The organism is Pseudonocardia sp. ICBG1293, from assembly GCF_020131355.1.
In the GTDB taxonomy this organism is placed as follows: Bacteria; Actinomycetota; Actinomycetes; order Mycobacteriales; family Pseudonocardiaceae; genus Pseudonocardia.
Genome location: NZ_JAHLEL010000047.1, coordinates 369,402 through 386,677 on the forward strand (window position 1 = coordinate 369,402; position 17,276 = coordinate 386,677).

13 protein-coding genes are annotated in these 17,276 nt (G+C 71.7%); 5 read left to right on the forward strand and 8 right to left on the reverse strand.

The annotated features are described in order from the left end of the window. Positions 1 to 185 precede the first annotated feature (185 nt). Both KPF47_RS24980 and KPF47_RS24985 read left to right on the forward strand, forming a co-directional pair. Positions 186 to 1,034 (forward strand): sugar phosphate isomerase/epimerase, encoded by an 849-nt coding sequence (locus tag KPF47_RS24980; protein ID WP_224391219.1) that lies wholly within the window; start codon positions 186 to 188, stop codon positions 1,032 to 1,034. Beyond that, the gene (locus KPF47_RS24985) at positions 1,021 to 2,265 is read left to right on the forward strand and encodes a Gfo/Idh/MocA family protein (RefSeq protein WP_224391220.1); all 1,245 of its coding nucleotides are present in this window, start codon (positions 1,021 to 1,023) and stop codon (positions 2,263 to 2,265) included. The genes KPF47_RS24980 and KPF47_RS24985 overlap by 14 nt, the downstream gene beginning before the upstream one ends. A gap of 250 nt (positions 2,266 to 2,515) precedes the next feature. Here KPF47_RS24985 and KPF47_RS24990 read toward each other — a convergent pair whose 3' ends face one another. Then, entirely contained in the window at positions 2,516 to 4,024 is a 1,509-nt protein-coding gene (locus KPF47_RS24990; protein ID WP_224391221.1) for a GMC oxidoreductase, read from the reverse strand. Positions 4,025 to 4,026: 2 nt separating this feature from the next. After that, entirely contained in the window at positions 4,027 to 5,631 is a 1,605-nt protein-coding gene (locus KPF47_RS24995) for an MFS transporter (protein ID WP_224391222.1), read from the reverse strand. 581 nt (positions 5,632 to 6,212) lie between these two features. On the opposite strand from KPF47_RS24995, the gene KPF47_RS41105 reads away from it, so the two are divergent. Both KPF47_RS41105 and KPF47_RS25005 read left to right on the forward strand, forming a co-directional pair. After that, entirely contained in the window at positions 6,213 to 6,962 is a 750-nt protein-coding gene (locus KPF47_RS41105) for a gluconate 2-dehydrogenase subunit 3 family protein (protein ID WP_374108890.1), read from the forward strand. Next, positions 6,929 to 8,344 carry a GMC family oxidoreductase N-terminal domain-containing protein gene (locus tag KPF47_RS25005; RefSeq protein ID WP_374108891.1) on the forward strand — a complete coding sequence of 472 codons (1,416 nt, stop codon included), beginning with the start codon at positions 6,929 to 6,931 and terminating at the stop codon, positions 8,342 to 8,344. Before KPF47_RS41105 ends, KPF47_RS25005 begins: the two co-directional genes overlap by 34 nt. Positions 8,345 to 8,375: 31 nt before the next feature. Here the strand turns inward: KPF47_RS25005 and KPF47_RS25010 are convergent, their stop codons facing one another. Together KPF47_RS25010 and KPF47_RS25015 are read right to left on the reverse strand one after the other, a co-directional pair. Beyond that, the gene (locus KPF47_RS25010) at positions 8,376 to 9,167 is read right to left on the reverse strand and encodes an enoyl-CoA hydratase/isomerase family protein (protein ID WP_224391224.1); all 792 of its coding nucleotides are present in this window, start codon (positions 9,165 to 9,167) and stop codon (positions 8,376 to 8,378) included. An 88-nt stretch (positions 9,168 to 9,255) separates the two neighbouring features. After that, on the reverse strand, positions 9,256 to 9,831 hold the full coding sequence (locus KPF47_RS25015) for a TetR/AcrR family transcriptional regulator (protein WP_224391225.1): 576 nt from the start codon (positions 9,829 to 9,831) through the stop codon (positions 9,256 to 9,258). A gap of 135 nt (positions 9,832 to 9,966) precedes the next feature. On the opposite strand from KPF47_RS25015, the gene KPF47_RS40440 reads away from it, so the two are divergent. Further along, the gene (locus tag KPF47_RS40440) at positions 9,967 to 11,073 is read left to right on the forward strand and encodes a DUF998 domain-containing protein (RefSeq protein WP_224391226.1); all 1,107 of its coding nucleotides are present in this window, start codon (positions 9,967 to 9,969) and stop codon (positions 11,071 to 11,073) included. A 278-nt stretch (positions 11,074 to 11,351) separates the two neighbouring features. Here KPF47_RS40440 and KPF47_RS25025 read toward each other — a convergent pair whose 3' ends face one another. From KPF47_RS25025 to KPF47_RS25040, 4 genes are all read right to left on the reverse strand, one after another. After that, positions 11,352 to 12,797 carry a DHA2 family efflux MFS transporter permease subunit gene (locus KPF47_RS25025; RefSeq protein WP_224391227.1) on the reverse strand — a complete coding sequence of 482 codons (1,446 nt, stop codon included), beginning with the start codon at positions 12,795 to 12,797 and terminating at the stop codon, positions 11,352 to 11,354. Positions 12,798 to 12,944: 147 nt separating this feature from the next. Further along, positions 12,945 to 14,177, reverse strand: coding sequence for an IS110 family transposase (locus tag KPF47_RS25030; RefSeq protein WP_224386690.1), 1,233 nt, complete (start codon positions 14,175 to 14,177; stop codon positions 12,945 to 12,947). Between the two features lie 304 nt (positions 14,178 to 14,481). Beyond that, the gene (locus tag KPF47_RS25035; RefSeq protein WP_224391228.1) at positions 14,482 to 15,624 is read right to left on the reverse strand and encodes an epoxide hydrolase family protein; all 1,143 of its coding nucleotides are present in this window, start codon (positions 15,622 to 15,624) and stop codon (positions 14,482 to 14,484) included. A gap of 288 nt (positions 15,625 to 15,912) precedes the next feature. Then, positions 15,913 to 17,136, reverse strand: a complete 1,224-nt coding sequence (locus tag KPF47_RS25040) for an ROK family protein (RefSeq protein WP_224391229.1) — start codon at positions 17,134 to 17,136, stop codon at positions 15,913 to 15,915. Between the last annotated feature and the right edge of the window lie 140 nt (positions 17,137 to 17,276).

The following is a 17,276-nucleotide window of genomic DNA, read 5'->3' on the forward strand; positions in this document are numbered from 1 at the left end:
ACCCCGACGCCCGGGATCCTCGCCCCTGTCGAACGATTGCCGTCGAGGCGCACCCGATGAGCACCGACGAGAGTTGCCCCAGCTCAATGACTACTACCGCCTTTGTCAATCGATTGCCATCCTGACCGATCGGTGTCAGAGTGGCCGCGGGTCGGACCGGAGCGGTGGCGAACGAGGGAGCGGCAGTGGCAGCGATCGGTGTGCAGGCGATGATGCTCAAGCAGATCGCCGCGGAGGCCGGCCCGTTCGAGGCGATGCGCCGGCTCGTCTCCGTCGGGTTCACGGTCACCGAGCTGGCCCAGATACCGATGACCGACGAGAACGTGGCGGAGCTGGCCCGGGCCCGGGACGAGTTCGGGTTGACGTTCGCGGCCCTCTCCGCCGTACTCGGCCCGTCGACGGGCGGGACCGACTCGCTCGACACCGACCTCGACAAGATCGTCGCCGACGCGCGGACGCTCGGCAGCACGATGGTCCGCGTCGCGATGCTCCCCTTCGACGCACTGGGCGAGCCCGAGAAGCTGATCGGGGCGTCGAGGGAGCTGGAGCGTCACGCGAAGCGTCTGGACGACGACGGCATCCGGTTGTGCTACCACAACCACCACGTGGAGTTCGCGACGCTCGGCGGGACCCACCTCCACGACATCATCGCCGAACACGCACCGAGCGTGGGATTCGAGCTGGACACGCACTGGCTGCAACGCGCCGGTCTGGACCCGGTGCAGGCCATCACGGATCGCGCGGGGCGCGTCGCACTCGTCCATCTCAAGGACTACCGGATCAGGAACCTCGACCCCGCGCTCTTCGCGGAGGTCAGCGCCGGGGGCTTCCCCGCCTTCCGGAACGCGCTGGTGACCGACGCCGAGGTCGGGGAGGGCAACCTCGACTGGAAGCGCATCATCCCCGCCGCGCGCGACGCCGGCGCGCAGTACCTGCTCATCGAGCAGGAGGAGACCGACGGGATGGACATCCTCGACTGCCTGCGGACCTCCTATCGCAACATCGACGAGATGGGTTTCGGTGACCTGCTCTGACCGTGCGGCAGCCGTTCGACGGCCGGACGGCCGCCCGCTGGGTGTCGCCGTCATCGGAACCGGTGCGATCGCGGCCACGCATGCGGCAGCGATCAGTGCGACGGCGGACACCGAGCTCGTGGCGGTCGGATCGAGGGTGCCGTCACGCGCTCGCGCGTTCATCGAGCAGCATCGCGCGAGCTGGAGCACCCGCGGACCGGTCGTCGCGGCGACGGTCGACGAGATCCTCGACGACCCCCGGGTCGAGCTCGTCTCCGTCGTCACCCCTACCGGGACGCACGTCGGGATCGGGACCGCCGTCCTGGACGCGGGGCGTCACCTGATCCTCGAGAAGCCGCTCGACACCGACCTGCAGCGGGCCCTGGCGTTCGTCGGTGTCGCGGCCCGGGCCGAGGCCTCCGGCCTCGTGGCCGCCGTGGTGAGCCAGCAACGGTTCGGGCCGGCAGCCGGGCTCGTCCGTCGCGCGATCGATGCAGGACGCATGGGGACCCTCACCTCGGGCGTGGCGTCGGTCGGATGGTGGCGCGACCAGAGCTACTACGACCGTGCCGGTTGGCGTGGGACCTGGGCCCACGACGGTGGCGCGGTGATGAACCAGGGGGTGCACACGCTCGATCTGCTCCTCTGGTACTTCGGCCGGGCGGTGCGCGTCACCGCGAGCAGCCGTCGGCTGGCACATCAGCGCATCGAGGTGGAGGACACCGCGGCCGCGGTGGTCGAGTTCGAGTCGGGAGCGCTCGCGACCGTCCACACCACGACCGCCGCGTTCCCCGGTCTCGCGGCCCGGCTGCAGGTGATGGGGACGCGGGGCAGCGCTGTCATCGAGCACGAGGGGCTGAGCTATCTGCACCTCGCCGACGGCAGCGACGTCGGCGAGATGGGCCTGCACGGGTCGGGCAACCAGGTCGTCGCCCCCGATCCGACGGTCAACCGTGATGCGACGACGACCGCAGCCGGACACGCCCGGCAGTTCGACGACGTGTCCAGGTCCGTCCTGGAGGGCCGACGGACCCTGGTGACGGTCGAGGACGCGGTCCGGACGCTCGTGACCGTCCACGCGATCTACCGCTCGGCGACCGAGGGGAGACCCGTCGACCTCGCCGAGCTGGAACGACACCCCGGGTCCGGTCCGTACCGGGTCGGGACCGTCCCGACCCCCGCCGCTCCGGAGCCCGCCGGTCCGCAGGCGCACGACGACTCCGTGGACGGGTCGTCCGGGGTCCTCCGGTAGAGCGCCGAGGGCCGACGGCCCGCCCACCCGGTGGCCTACGTCGGCCCCGCGGACGGTCCCCCGTCGAGCGCCTGCGTCCCGGAGCACGTGTCGGCGCGGGCGCGTCGTGTCCAGGATCTCGGGCGCGCCGCGACGGCGGGTCGCCGACGAGTACCGGGAGCGGCCCCGTCACACGCCCCCGGTGGGACGGGCCTGCGTCGCCGGCCGCGGATCGGCGGCGGTCTCACGTCCGCACCGGGTTCCGGACGGACTACTCGAGTCGCCCCGCGATCGTCGTCGCCGCCCGCACCGCGAGCGCGACACTGGTGATCGTGGGGTTCGCCGCCGTCGCCGTCGGGATGACGTTGTTGCCGCCGACGGTCAGCCCGTCCACGCCCCACACGCGGCCGTAGGAGTCGCACACCGATTCCCCGTCGTCGGTGGCCCCCATGCGTGTGCTCCCCTGGTAGTGCAGCGAGGAGCCTCCCGGGGCGAACGTGAGATCCTCCGACGATCCACCGAGTGCCTCCGCCGCACGTCGGGCGGTCGACTCCAGCAGCTCGATCGTGGCCCGGTCGCGGTCCGTGAGTGTGTAACGGACGGTCATCGCCGGCATGCCGAACGAGTCGCGGCGGGACCCGCTGAAGGCGACCCGGTCGGAGAACTGCAGATCCTTGGCACCGTAGAACGCGAGGCCGGCGAAGTCCGCACCCGAGAACCAGATGCTGCGGGCGGCCGGATGGACCTGCCCCTGGATCTCCCGCACACGCGACGAGAACGGGATCAGGACGACTCCGATCGGGCGCCCGGGTGTCCGTCCGCGATCGTCCGACGTGTACGCGCGGGACAACGTGGTCGTGCCGGTCATCTTCAGGTGGTCGTTGAGGTAGCGACCGAGGGTGCGGGGGCGGACGCCCGAGGCGAAGAGCAACTGCGGCGTCCGCAGCGCGTCGGCCGCGACCACGACATGGCGGCAGCGGACCTCGTAGGTCGCTCCGGTGTCCCGGCATTCGAGTTCGACACCGTGGACCGCTCCGTCCTCGATCAGCACCCGACGCGCGAGGGTGCGAGGTCGCAGCGCGAAACCGGGCACGCGCTCGGCCAGGTCGCCGAGGATGACGGACGGACCCGAGACCTGCGGGCCGTTCCCGTCGACCACGACGGCCAGAGGCGTCATGGTGACCGGCGAGGCGTCGGGGGCGTCGGCGTCGAACTCGGCCGCCAGAGCCGCCCGCATGCGTTGCAGGAGATCGTCTCCCGGGGCGGGATCGTGGTCGACCGAGAGCAGCCGGTCCGCGACGTCGTATGCCTGGTCCATCTCCTCGGCGGGGATGAAGGGGATACGTTCCGTCCCGTTCGGACGTGGGCACGAACCCGACCAGTGGATCCCCATCCCCCCGATCCCGCTCGACATGCTGGCAGCGGCCAGACCGAACTCCCCCTCGACCTTGGCTCCCTCCCCCAGGAGGAACAGACCGGGACGGACGAGCCGGTCGTGGTCGAGGACGGGGTCGAGCGCGGCGGCCTCCCCGGGGTCCCGAACCTCGCTCTGGTCGACCCCGGACTGCGCCCCCTGGGTGAGCAGGCGGGCCCTCGCGCGTTCCTCCGGCGACATCGTCTGGGTGTGGAGCCCGGGGACCCCGGGGACGCGCGGCCCCACGTCGACCACGAGGATCCTGCATCCGGGACGAGCGTCGCCGATGATCCGGGCGAACGTGGATCCGACCGGTCCGCTACCGACGACGACGACGTCGACGACCTCTGCTGCGGGGTGTGGCATCCTCACTCCCCGCGGTCCGGCGTCGTCGGGCCGGGGACGGCCGGCCGTGGCTGCCGGTCACGCATCTCCTGCGCCGCGGCGTCGCCGGGATAGATGCGGTACATCACCGACCACAACACCGCGTTCACCGCGTACGGGACGGAGACGAGCCAGAACATCAGGTACTGGAGGCCGATGACGTCACCGAGGAAGCCGAAGACGAGGCTGAACAGTGCCGCCACTCCTCCCTGGACGAACCCCATGATGAGCGCGTAGGCCGTCGCGACGACCGACGGGGGGACCACGGACCCGATGATCAGCAACATCGCCCCGGGCGGGCCGATCGATGCGATCAGACCGGTCACGAACACGGCGAGGTACACCGCGGGCCCGGTCCCCCAGTCGACCTGGAACAGCAGGACCGTCGACACCGCATAGCCGATCAGGTAGCCCTGCATCAGGATGATGCGCCCGCGGTGGCCGAACCGGCGCGCGAACCGGTCGCCGAGCAGCCCGCCCAGGAAGCTGCTGAGGACATTCCCCAGCATGTACACGGCCATCAGGATCGCGGCGTCCGCGACGCCCCAGCCGCGGGCGTCGACCCAGAAGGTGACGAAGAAGGCGAAGAGCACCAGACTCGTCGTGAGGCTCACCTGCACCGCCATGAACAGGATGGTGCGGTTGCGGAGCAGGCTCACCGCATCACCGATGTTGAACCTCGTCGTCCCGCCGCCGGGTGTCGAGGCCGGGAGAACCCTGCGCACCTCGGGCACGAACAGCAGGACGACGACGCCGGACACGACGCTGATGCCCCCCAGGGCGAACAGGCCGTAGCGCCAACCGTTCTCGACGTCGGCGAGTTGGCCGAGGATCGGCGTCCCGATCAACGACGCGGCCATCATCGTGGTGCGGAGGATGCCGAACGCGCGACCGCGCTCGGCGGAATCGAACATGTCGACGACGAGGCCATTGGCGATCGGCTCGGAGGCGACGGTTCCCAACACACCGATGGTGTAGAGGACGAAGAGCTGCGTCGCGTTCTGCGCGAAGCCGGCCGCGACCGTCCAGAGTCCCCACAGCCCGGTGGCGATGAACAGGATCCTCTTGCGTCCGTAGCGATCGGCGAGGGACGCCCACACAGGGCCGAGCACCATGCGGGCGAATCGGCTGATCGCCACCAGAACGCCCAGCGCGCTGGTCTGCAGCGAGAGCGCGTCGCGGATGACCGGGAAGAGGGTGTTGATCAGCCCGCCCTCGAATCCGTCGACGATGTTCGCGAAGGCCAGAGCGAAGACGCCCCCTCGACGACCCTTCACCGTGTCGGCACGCGTCTGCGCCGGGTCGTCGGCCGAGGCCGCCCGGGACCGGGGTACCGCCTGCGGTTCGATCGGGTCAGCCACCGTGTGCTCCTGGGGTCCGTGGTCCGCGCACGAGTGAGCTCCTTCGGTCATCCGGATCGCCACGGCGTCCGACAGCGGGCGGGAACGGGCCGATCGCGATCGCCCTGCCGCCGGCCGGAGCAGACGAGGCCCCGGCGGGCGAACGCATCGCGTCACGCGGGTCGGTCCCGCCGACCGGGGATGTTCCGGCAGAGCCGTCGGAGGATCCCGCCGCCCGGTCCCGCGCACGGCCCCTGCCGCGGCCCTCGCGCCGGATCCCACGCCCCTGCATCTCGTGTCCCGGCAGCGCGTCGGCACCGCGGGGATGTCCGGCGGTGGGCACCGGTGAGGGCTCGCTCCCGTTGCCGGCCGGTCCGGACGTCGTCGCTCCCGTCCGGGCGACGGCCGTCACGCAGCACGCGGATCCGGTCCGGGGTGGACGGCACGGGTGCGGCATCACGACCCCGACGCCCCGACCGGCGGTGCCGGAGCGGCGAGTGGCCCGCGCCGTCGTCGTGCTGTCGTCTGTGACACGGACCTCAGCGTGGCCAGACCGACTGACGTCGTCAATCGATTGCCAGTTGTTCCAGTGCCCCGCGCAACGGATGCTCCGCGATCGACGAGTACCGGCCGGTCGCATCGACCGTCGATCCGGACTACGGCTACCGGAACAGTAACGACCACCCGGGAACGGAAGCATCCGGACCTGCCACGCCACGACGTCGACGGCTTGGCAATCGGTTGCCGACACTGTCCTGCGTGCGTACTGTCGCCCGATGCCGAGCACGCCCGGAATCGGGCGTGTCGCGCCCGCCAACGATGGAGGTCCCGTGTCCGAACCGCTGCCGTCGCCGACTCCGCTCGCAGGCTTCACCGGCGATCAGATGCGGGCTCTCGCGGCTCTCGTCGACGTGATCGTCCCCGAGGACGAGGACCCCGGTGGCTGGGACGGCGGGGTCGCACGACTGCTCCACGAGCACTCCCAGGGCTTCCTGTCCTGGGCCGTCGCACCGCTGAAGGCTGCGGTCGCCGCGGCGGAGGACGAGGCGATGACGGTCGCGGGGGTGGGGTACGCCGAGCTCGGTCCCCGCGAACGGCGGGCCGTCGTCGACCGCCTGGTGGAGCGCGAGGGCGCCACGGACCGACCGGCGCCCGGGATGCCGAGCACCATCGACCGGGACTCGGCCACGCCGGTCGCCGCACTCGCGCGCGTCGCCTTCGAGGGCTACTACGGCAACACGTCAGAACCTGCGGGGTGGACGGTCGCGAACTTCACCCCGGTGCCCGACGACGTGACCCCCGTGGATCCCGACCCGCCGGCGGGCGTCGGTCCCGGTTCCCTCGCCCGCCACTACGACGCCGTCGTCGTGGGGCCGGGGCCGGAGGGGGTGTCGTCGCCGCCGAGCTGGCGGAGAACGGTCGGAGCGTCCTCGTCGTCGAACGGGCGCGCGGGCATCGGAACAGCGAGCTACGGGGCAATCATCTGCAGGGCAAGCGCGAACAGGACTACGACACCACGGCCGGCCCCGGGCCGGGCAGTCCCCGCGTGCTGGAACTGGCGGACGGCACCGTCTCGGTGACGCGCGGCGACCGGAACGGTCTCGCCTACGGCCTGGTCGCCATGACCGTCGGGGGCGGGACCAGGCTCTGGCAGGCGATGTCGTGGCGCTTCTTCCCCGAGGACTTCCGGATGGCCTCGGAGTACGGCCGCCCCGAGGCGTCCACGCTCGCGGACTGGCCCATCTCCTACGACGACCTGGCCCCCTACTACGACCGGGTGGAGTGGGAGCTCGGAGTGGCGGGTGACGGCACCGGGGTCCTGGGTGCACGCACGCCGCGGACCCGCGGCTACCCGATGCCGGCGCTCCCCTCCGACAGCACCAGGGACGTCCTCGCCGGTGCGGCCGGACGCCTGGGCTGGGGCTCGACCGCGATCCCCTTCGCCATCAACTCGGTCCCCCGCGCCGGACGGGCAGCGTGCGTGAGGTGCTCGCAGTGCATCGGCCACGCATGCCCGGTGGACGCGAAGAACGGTACGCACAACACGTTCCTCCCGCGAGCACTCGCCACCGGTCGGACCGACCTGATCACGGCATCGCAGGTCGTCGAGATCGTCCACGACGGACGCGGGCGGGCCTCCGGAGTACGTCTGATCACCGAGTCCGAGTCGGGCCCGGTGGAGACCACCGTGCGCGCGGACGTGGTCGTGGTCTCCGCAGGCGCCCTGGAGACACCGCGACTCCTGCTGGCCTCGGGCCTGGGCAACGACTGGGTCGGCCGCAACCACCACTCGCACGCCGGGGCGTTCGCAGTCGCTCGGGAGTCGCCCGAGGGTGCGAAGACCGATCTCGGACCGGGACACTCGGTCGCGACCCTCGACTTCGTGCACCGCGACCACGAGGGATGGGGCGGTGGCGTGCTCTACGACCTGATCCCCCCGTATCCGCTCGCCCGCGCGACGGCGGCGGGCAACGATCCGGAGGTCGGCTACGGGGCGGCCCACAAGGCCGCGATGCGACGGCGCAACCTTCCCCTCGGGGCCATGTCGATGGTGCAGGAGATCCCCCACGAGTTCACCCGGATCACCCTGGACCCGACCCTCGTGGACCGCCACGGCATGCCCGCGCTCCGCGCCAGGTACGCGCCCCATCCGGCGTCCCAGGAGGCGGCCGACTACATGAAGGTGCACGCACGGCGATGGATCGAGGAAGCCGGCGGGCGACGCGTGACGGCGCTCGCCGGGGCGGGCATGCCGCAGGGCAGCGAGCACTCCGCAGGGACCGTCCGGTTCGGGACCGACCCCGCCGTCGCGGCGTGTGACGAGCGCGGACTGCTCTTCGGCACGGACAACGTCTACGTCGCCGACGCGTCGCTGCACCCGACCAACGGAGGCTTCAATCCCGGCCTGACCGTCATGGCCAACTCCCTGCGCGTCGGTCGGCTCCTGGCGGAGAGGTGGTGACCGGGTCGTCGCCGGCGCCGGCGGAGCCCGCTCACCTCAGGCGTTGCGCTGCGACGCCCCGGGCCAGCATGTTGAGGGCGCCCAGACCCTCCAACGCCAACCCGTAACCCAGGCCCTCGTCGATGAGCCGTTTGTACCGCTGGGTCAGCACCACCCGGGTGTACCGGGCGACGACCGGGTCCAGCGCAGCGAGGCGGCGGGCATGCTCCATGGCCCGCCCCAGGAGCTGTTCGGGCGGCAGCACCTCGTTGACGACCCCCAGCCGCAGCGCCTCCTGCGCATCGAGCGTCTGCCCGGTGAGCAGGAAGTAGCGGCCACGGTTGATGCCGAGGAGCTCCAACCACACGATGTGGACCCCGTCGCCCGGCACGGTGCCGTAGGGCACGTGCGGAGAGTCCTGGAAGGTCGCCGTCGAGGAGGCCAGCGTGATGTCGGACATGACGGCGAGCTCGGCGTGGACGGTGGCCGGACCGTTCACGGCAGCGATGACCGGTACCTCGATGTCGAGCAGACGGCGCAGCATCCGCTTGCCGTCGAAGTAGACGGACTCGTCCCAGTCCTGCGGGTTCCGGATGTGGACGTCGTAGGCCATCCGGTCCATGAAGCTGTCCCCGGTGCCGGTGATGATCACAACTCGGTTGTCCCGGTCGTCACCGATGGCGGCGAAGGCACGGCACCAGTCGTGGTGGTGCGCAGCGGTGTAGGTGACCGCCGTCCCGGCGTCGGCACCGTGCAGCCGGACCACCAGGATCCCGTCGGCGTCGCGGCTGATCGCCATGGTGGGGAAGGCGTCGAAGTAGTCCGGACGCTCGTCGGTGGTCATGGGGAACTCCCTCCGGCCGCGCGAGCGGCCGCCGTTCGAATTCATGCACCTGGTGCAGATTCTACCGGAGCGCCGGCCTGTCGGGCGGCTACTCGCGCAGCGTCAGGGCCGCGATACCGCTGCTGATGTCGCGCTCCGGGTCGGGGGCGTCACCGGCCGCCCACCACATCAGGGCTTCGTACGCGGCAGCCGCGACCCCACCGGCGATGCACCGGCACGTCAGCTCGCCCCGCACGCGTGTCCGGAGGTGATCCAGTACGACGGCTCGACAGGCCGCGACGACGACCTGGCCCACCGCGGCCGTGTCCGGATGGGCCGAGACCACCCGCAGTCGGGCCCTGGCCAGTGCGAGCCCGTCCTCGCCGAGATCGTCGAGGGCACGGACGAAGCCGGAGGTGAGCACGTCGGTGAGTGCGGCGCCCTGCCCGGACGGCCGCATCAGATGGCGGCGGAGGCGGTCGACGTAGAACTCGTGGCCGGACCACAGCAGCTCCGCCTTCGTGGCGAAGTGGTTGAACAGGCTGCGCCGGCTGATGCCCGCGGCCGACGCCACGTCGTCCATGCTCACCGACTCGTATCCGCGTTCGGTGAACAGGTCGACGGCGGACCGGGCGACACGGGTGATGTCGACCTCGCGCGGGCGCCCCGGGGGCCGGGCTGTCATGATCCCCATCATTCCCCCTCACCCGGAGCGCCTCCAGCCGCCGTGCACCGCGTGTGCCGGACAGACGGGTCGGATCGAGATGCATCACACGAGCACGCGCCCGCTCCACCCGGGTCGCAGCCGGATACTGGAACGGTGGACCCGACCACCGATCGCTCCCCCGCCCTCCGCCCGGCCGCCGGGGCCCGCCGAGCGTCCGTGGCCGTCGGTCTGGCCCTGACGAGCGGCACGACGCTCGGTCTGCTGTGGTTCCGGGGGCAACAGGTCCCGCTGCTCGGGACCATGTCCGTGGGAGTACTGGCGGCCGCCACGACCGGGGTGGTCGGGATGTGGGCGTTCGTCATGTCCTACCTCGACGGCGTCGGCGCCCGCCGGTTCCGGGACCGTCCGGGCCCACGGCGGTTGGTGGTCGACACCCTGCTGCTGACGGCCGCGACGGTCGGTGTGGCGATCCTGCTGATCGGCGGCGTGTTCGGGGTCCTGCACCACGCGTTCCGGGAGATGCGACTCGAGCCGGTCGGTGCGGCCCTCCTCGGGGCGGGTGCCGCGGCCGTCGCCTGCGCCTCGATCAGCGCCGTGGCGTCGTCGATGACCGCCCGCGCACTGTCCGCGCTCCTGATCCTCCTGGCGACCAGCGGGGTCCTGGCCAGCATGCTGTCCGCACCCGACCCGCTGTGGTGGCAACGCAACCTGAGCGAACTCGGTGCGGGATCGGACTTCTCGGCGGTGGCGTTCAACGCCACGCTGATCGCCACGGGCATGGCCGTGACCGCCCTGTCCGGATACGTCGAGACGGACCTCCGGAACCATCCGGGTCCGATCGCCGCACTCTCCGTGCGGGTGGTGCGCACCTGGCTGATCGCGATCGGGGCGCTGCTCGCCGGCGTGGGCCTGGTGCCCGTCTCCGCCGCCGACACCGTGCACACGGTCATCGCGAGCATCATGGGAGTGGGGTTCGTCGCGCTGGTCGCCGCCACACCGTTCCTGCTCCCGGCGTTGCCGCGATGGTTCCACCGGGCCTCGGTCGCGGTCGTGGTCGCCTTCGGTGCCGCCGTCCTGCTGATGTGGCCCGCCCGCTACCTCAACCTCACGGGAGTGGAGGTCGTGGGGGCGGGAGCCCTCATGGCGTGGGTCGTGCTGCTCGCACGCGCGACCACCCCGTCCACCCCGATCCGCGACGAGGGCGGTGCGCCGCGACCCGACTCCCGGGACGCGGCCCGGCAGGTGCCCGGCATCGCCTGAGGACCGACCGGGGTCCCGGCCCGCTCCTCCGTCGTCGGGGGTGTGGACCGCCGACCTGGATCAGCCCCGGGTGCCGGGGGTTCGGGGCGTCGCACCGGTTCACCGGCGGCCCGGTCGAGGTGGCGCAGCCCGTCGAACCGACGACACGTGGGACGAGGAAGGCCTCCCGGGCGTGGCGGAGCGGTTCCTCGACAGCTCCACGCCACGCCCGGCAGGCCTTCGTGCCCCCACGGATCGGCTCGCGTCCTCACACGGATCCCGACCGCCGTGCCCGGACGTCACATCCGGGCGTCCGGCCCGGCTTCCCCGGTCTCGGACGTACGGCGCCCCACCAGGAGGGACAGCAGGACGGTCAGCACACCGATGCCGCCCGCGGTGGCGAACGCCGTGTGCAGGCCCGCCGCGTCGGGGGTCTGCCCCTCCGTGGCCGAGCCCAGTGCGGCCACCGAGACGAACAGCGCCGTGCCCATCGCACCCGCGACCTGCTGCATCGCGGAGAGGCCTGCACTGCCGTGGGACTGGAGCGCGTCCGGGAGCGAGCCCAGCGCCTCCGCCATCAGGGGCGTCAGCATGAACGACATCCCGGACATCAGCACGACGTGGAACCCGATGACGGTCGGCAGCGGGGTCCCGGCGTCCATGGTCGCGAACAGGCCGAGGCCCGACGCCATGAGCACCGCACCGGGGACGACCAGTGGCCGGGCTCCCCACCGGTCGAACAGCGCACCGACCGGCCGCCCGAGCAGGCCGAGCAGGAGCCCGCCCGGCAGCATGGCGAGCCCCGCGACCAGCGGGCTCACGCCGAGCACCGCCTGCATGTAGAGCGGAAGCAGCACCGACGCGACGCCGATCAGACACAACAGCATGAGCGCCGTGATCACCAGGGCGACCGCGAACGGACGCCGACCGAAGGGCCGCAGATCGAGCAGGGCCCTGTCCTGCCGCTGCAGTCCCCGCTGTCGGGCCACGAAGAGCACGAGCGCCGTGAGCCCGACGACGACCGCGATCCAGGGTGGGACGCCGCCGTCGATGCCCTTCCCGAGCGCGGACAGGCCGTAGACGAGCCCACCGAACCCGGTCGCCGAGAGCAGCACCGACGGCACGTCCAGCGGGACCGGCCGCCCCGCGGTGTCGAGCCGCAGCCACCGGGAACCCGCCACGAGCGCGGCCACCGACAGCGGGAGGACCGACCAGAACATCCACCGCCAGCCGAGCCCGGAGAGGATCGCCCCACCGAGCGCCGGGCCGATCGCCGGCGCGACGGCGATGACGATCGTGATCGTCCCCATCGCGGCGCCGCGGTTCTCCACGGGGACGAGCCGCAACGACGTCGCCATCAGCAGCGGGAGGATCAACGCGGTTCCGACCGCCTGGACGACCCGGCCGACGAGCAGCACCTCGAACGCGGGTGCCAGGCCCGACAACACCGTGCCCGCGGTGAACGTCGACACCGCGGCCAGGAACATCTGCCGCGGCGTGTACCTGTCCATCAGGTAACCGGTCATGGGAATGACGACGGCCATCGTCAGCAGGTATCCGCTGGTCAGCCACTGCACGGTGGTGGCGGGTACCGCGAGTTCGACACTCAGGTCGCGCAACGCGACACTGAGGACGGTCTCGTTGAGGATCATCACGAACGCAGCGCCGACCATGACGCCGAGCAGCAGTCCGGTGCGGTTCTCCGGTGCGTTCCGTGGTTCGACATCAGCCGTGGGTCGAGACATGTGGACTCCTTGCCCGGTCGTCGGGACATCGAGGGAAGAAATGGGCCGTGCCGAGCGCGACCGTTCGCGCCGGAGGCGATCTCGCGGCACGCCGGGTCGACCGTCACCCGGTGCCGTCGAGGCGGGGGGGGTGTCTCTATGGGTTCGTCAAGCGGCGGCGAGTTCTGGATCGGGGTTGTTGACCGTGGGCGGGTTGTAGGGGCGGCGGTCGCGGAGCATGGCGTAGATGACGTCGGTGCGGCGTCGGGCGAGGCAGATCAGGGCGGCGTTGTGTCGTTTGCCGGCGGCTCGTTTGCGGTCGTAGTAGGCGCGGCTGGCGGGGTCGGCCAGGGCGGCGAATGCGGACAGGAACAGCGCGGATTTCAGGGCGTGGTTGCCGCGCTGGGATCGGGTTTCGCCTTTGATCGAGGTGCCGGAGCGGCGGGTGACTGGGGCGAGGCCGGCGTAAGCGGCGAGGTGCCCGGCGGTGGGGAACCCGGAGCCGTCGCCGACGATGGTGAGGATCTTGATGGCGGTCCTGACCCCGAGTCCGGGCATCGAGGTCAGGACCGGTCCAAGAGGGTGGGCCTCCAGGCGGGCTTCGAGCTCGTCGGCGAGCTGGTCGCGTTCGGTGTGGACCTGGCGCAGCTGCCCGGCGACGCCGGTGATGACACGGGCGAACGCGGCCGTGCCGGGAACGGTCAGGCTCTGGGCGTCGAGCGAGGTCAGGATCTGGGCGGGAAGGGTGCGGGCCAGTCGAGGCGACCGGGCCCGCATCGTCTCGGCGATCCCGTCAGCGCCGAGCTCTCGCAGGGCTTGCGGGGTGGGCGCGGCCGCGAGCAGGTCGAGCACGCCACCGCGGTCCAGGCGTGGCCCGAGCAGGCGTTCCAGGGCGGGATGAACATGCAGCAGGGCGTCGCGCAGCCGGTTCGTCAGCCGGGTGCTCTGCCCAGCCAGGTCATCGTCGTAACCGGCGAGCACAGTGAGTTCGGCGAGGGTCTCGTCGTCGGTGCCGACCCGGCGCAGGGTGTGCGGCATCGTCCGGGCGGCCTCGGCGATCACGTGGGCGTCGCGGGCGTCGGTCTTGGCCTGCCCGGGATGCAGGTCGGCGATGCGGCGCATCGCCAGCCCGGGCAGGTAGGCCACCGTGATCCCCAGATCACGAGCGACGGCGATGGCCAGCGCTCCGATCGAGGCGGGCTGGTCGATGACCATCAGCACCGCGCCGTGCTCGGCCAGCCCGGACAGCACGGTGCGCAGCGCCGATTCGTCGTTGGGCAGGGCCTTGTCGTGCACCCGCTTCCCGTTGGTGTCGACCGCGCAGGCGTGGTGTTCGGACTTGCCCACGTCCAGGCCGCAGAACACCGCGAACCCGGTCGGGTGCTGGTCAGGATCGGGCAACCGCCGCTCCCTTCTCGTCGCGGCAGGCCGACCACGAGCACCCGCGCCGGCAGCCACGTTACGAGCAGACCACACGGGTCAGGTCTCTATCAGCGGTCGTTGGCGCCCTCCGGCCACGGCGACAACACCCCCCAGATCATCGGGCGACAGGGGCAGTCAGTCATACCGCGGCCGGCGGCCTGCAAGCCCTCAGCGGGCTTGATCAAGAAGGTAACGGGGCGGCACTCACCCGACACCGGCACGGAGGCACCGTCGCTGCACCGAGGAACGCGGCCGGAGCGGGCGCGATCCACCCGGGGCAGGGTTACCGGTAACGCCGGAAGAAGCTGCGGATGTCGCCCACCAGCGCGTCGGGCTGCTCCAGCGCGGCGAAATGCCCGCCCCGGGGGAACTCGCTGTACTGCCTGAGGTCGAAGTCCGAGGACACGATCTCGCGTGACGGCACGAAGAACTCGCCGGCGAACGCCGCGTAGGCAGTGGGGACCGCGGCTGGGCCGGGCGGCGCCGATCCCGATGCGGAGGCCGCCTCGTAGTAGAGCCGGGCGGCGGTGGCACCCGTTCCGCCGAGCCAGTGGAACATGATCCCGGTGAGGAGGTCGTCCTTGGAGAAGACCGACTCGACGTCGCCGCCACAGTCGCTCCAGCTCCGGAACTTCTCCACGATCCAGGCCGCCAGACCCGCGGGTGAGTCGCTCAGCGCATGACCGATGGTCAGCGGTCTCGTCGCCTGCATGTGCGCGTAGGCACCCTCTCGGGCATTCCACTGCTCCATGACCTGCAGGAAGTCGTCGCCTCCAGCATCCGCCGGCGACGGCCGGCCGGGGAAGAAGTTGAGGTGGATCGCCGCGACACCGTCGACCGGGCCGTGATGACGGCGCCCCAGCGCCGCGGTGACGAACGAGCCCCAGTCCCCTCCCTGGGCGACGTAGCGGCGATAGCCGAGGGTGTCGGTCATCAGGGCGTGGAAAGCATCCGCGATCACCGACGGGTCGACGCCCGGCCGACCGGGATGAGGAGAGAATCCGTATCCCGGGAGACTGGGTGCGACGACGTCGAAGGCGTCCGCGGCGTCTCCCCCGTGGGCGACGGGATCCGTCAGCGGACCGATGATCCTGTGGACCTCCCAGAACGATCCCGGCCACCCGTGGCTGAACACGAGAGGGAGCGGCTCAGGGCCCCTGCCGCGCGCATGCACGAAATGCAACCGGAACTCGCCGGACCGCGTGGCGATGTCGGCCTCGAACTGGGGAAGGTCGTTGACCCGACGTTCGATCCCGCGCCAGTCGAACTCCTCGATCCAGTAGTCGACCAGCTCCCGGAGGAATCGGGCGGGAGTGCCGGCGGACCACCCGAGATCGGACTCGACGAGCCGGGTGCGCCGCAGCCGCTCCCGCAGGTCGTCGAGCTCGCCCTGCGGCACGTCGAGCACGAACGGTCGCACCGTCATCGGACGACCCCCGCCGCCACCCCGCCGCGGGAGGTGCCGCAGTCCACTCCACGTCGACGACGCCGGTCGGGCCCCGCCTCACTCTGCATATTGTCACTGTAAGCCGTTTTTGGCAGCGTCTGCCACACCATCGGCACACGTCACACCCGGACCGTCCGACCGCGGGCGGGCCGGGACCGGACGCGGGTGTGGGTCGTCGACGCGGCCGTCCTCCGCCCGGAGCCCGGGCCGGCGGTCGCCACGACGTCGGCACGGGGCCCCGGGCGGCGACGACCGCCCGGGTGCGGCCTACCTCCCCCCTCGCTCCAGCGCCTCCGCGGACAGCGCCGCCTCGATGGCCTGCACCAGCGCGCCCGCGGTGGCGGCACGGCTCGCCAGCCCGCTCTGGGCGAGGACCAGATCGCGGGTCGCCAGCGGAAGGGCCCGCTGGTAGACCAGCCCACGCACCCCGGCAAGGATGTCGTCGCTGGCTGCGACCAGCTCGCCACCGAGCACCACGCGGGCCGGGTTCAGCACGTGGACGAGCATCGCGACCAGCTCGCCCAGCACGACCGTCGCCTCGCGCAGCAGCCGTACCGCCGCCGGCTCCCCGGCACGGATCAGCGCGACCAGCTCGGTCTCGCCGCCGGGTCGGTGACCACCCTCCCGCAGGAGCGCCCCGGCCAGCGCGGTCGCGGAGGCGACGGCCTCCACACAGCCCGTCTTGCCGCAGGCGCACGCCACGTCCGCCGTCCCGGGCAGCCGGATGTGCCCGATGTCCCCGGCGGCCCCGTCCGAACCCTGGTGCACCTCGCCGTTCGATCCGACGAACCCACCCCCGATACCCGCTCCGATCGTCACGAACAACAGCGGGCTCTGCTCCGGTGGCAGGGACCGGGCCTCCCCGAGGGCGCAGAGATTGACGTCGTTCGCGACCACGGTGTCACACCCGAACCGTTCACCGAGCACGTCGGCGACCGGGTAGCCGTCCCAGCCGGGCATGATCGGCGGCCGGACCGGGCGTCCACCCGACGGGTCGACGGGTCCCGGCAGACCGATCACCGCGGCACGGGGCACCGGGTACGGCACCGTGCCGAGCATCCGTTCGGCCTCACGTGCCACCGTCGCGAGCACTCGCTCGGGGCCGTCCGCGATCACGATCTCCAGGTCACTCTGCTGGAGTATCTGCTGCCCGAGCCCCGCGACGGTCACCCGGGCACGCTCGACGCCCAGGTCCGCGAGCAGCACCACCCCGTGTCGTGGGGACACCACGAGCTCGTCGGCGGGGCGCCCCCGTCCGGCGGGCGTGCGCGTCCCGGCGGTGTCCAGGACGCCTCGGGACAGGAGTGCGTCGACCGCGCTCGTGACGGTGGACCGTGCCAGGCCGGTCGCCCGGCAGAGGTCGGCCTTCGTCGTCGCCGCCCGCGAGGCCACCAGGCGGGACAGCACGCTCGCGGTCTCCGCGGCGTCGAGTCGCGCGGCCACCGGTGGCGCCGAGAGCCGCAACGGTCCCACCAACGGCTTAGAGGTCATTTCAGAACGAGGTCGACGTGTCTGTTGTAGACGACAAGCGGCTATCTGACCTGCCGTTTGATCTGTCGTCGAGGGGTCAATGGAAACTCGACAAGTCGTTCTGAAACGACCTCTTAGAGGTCGCGCGGATTGGTTGGTGA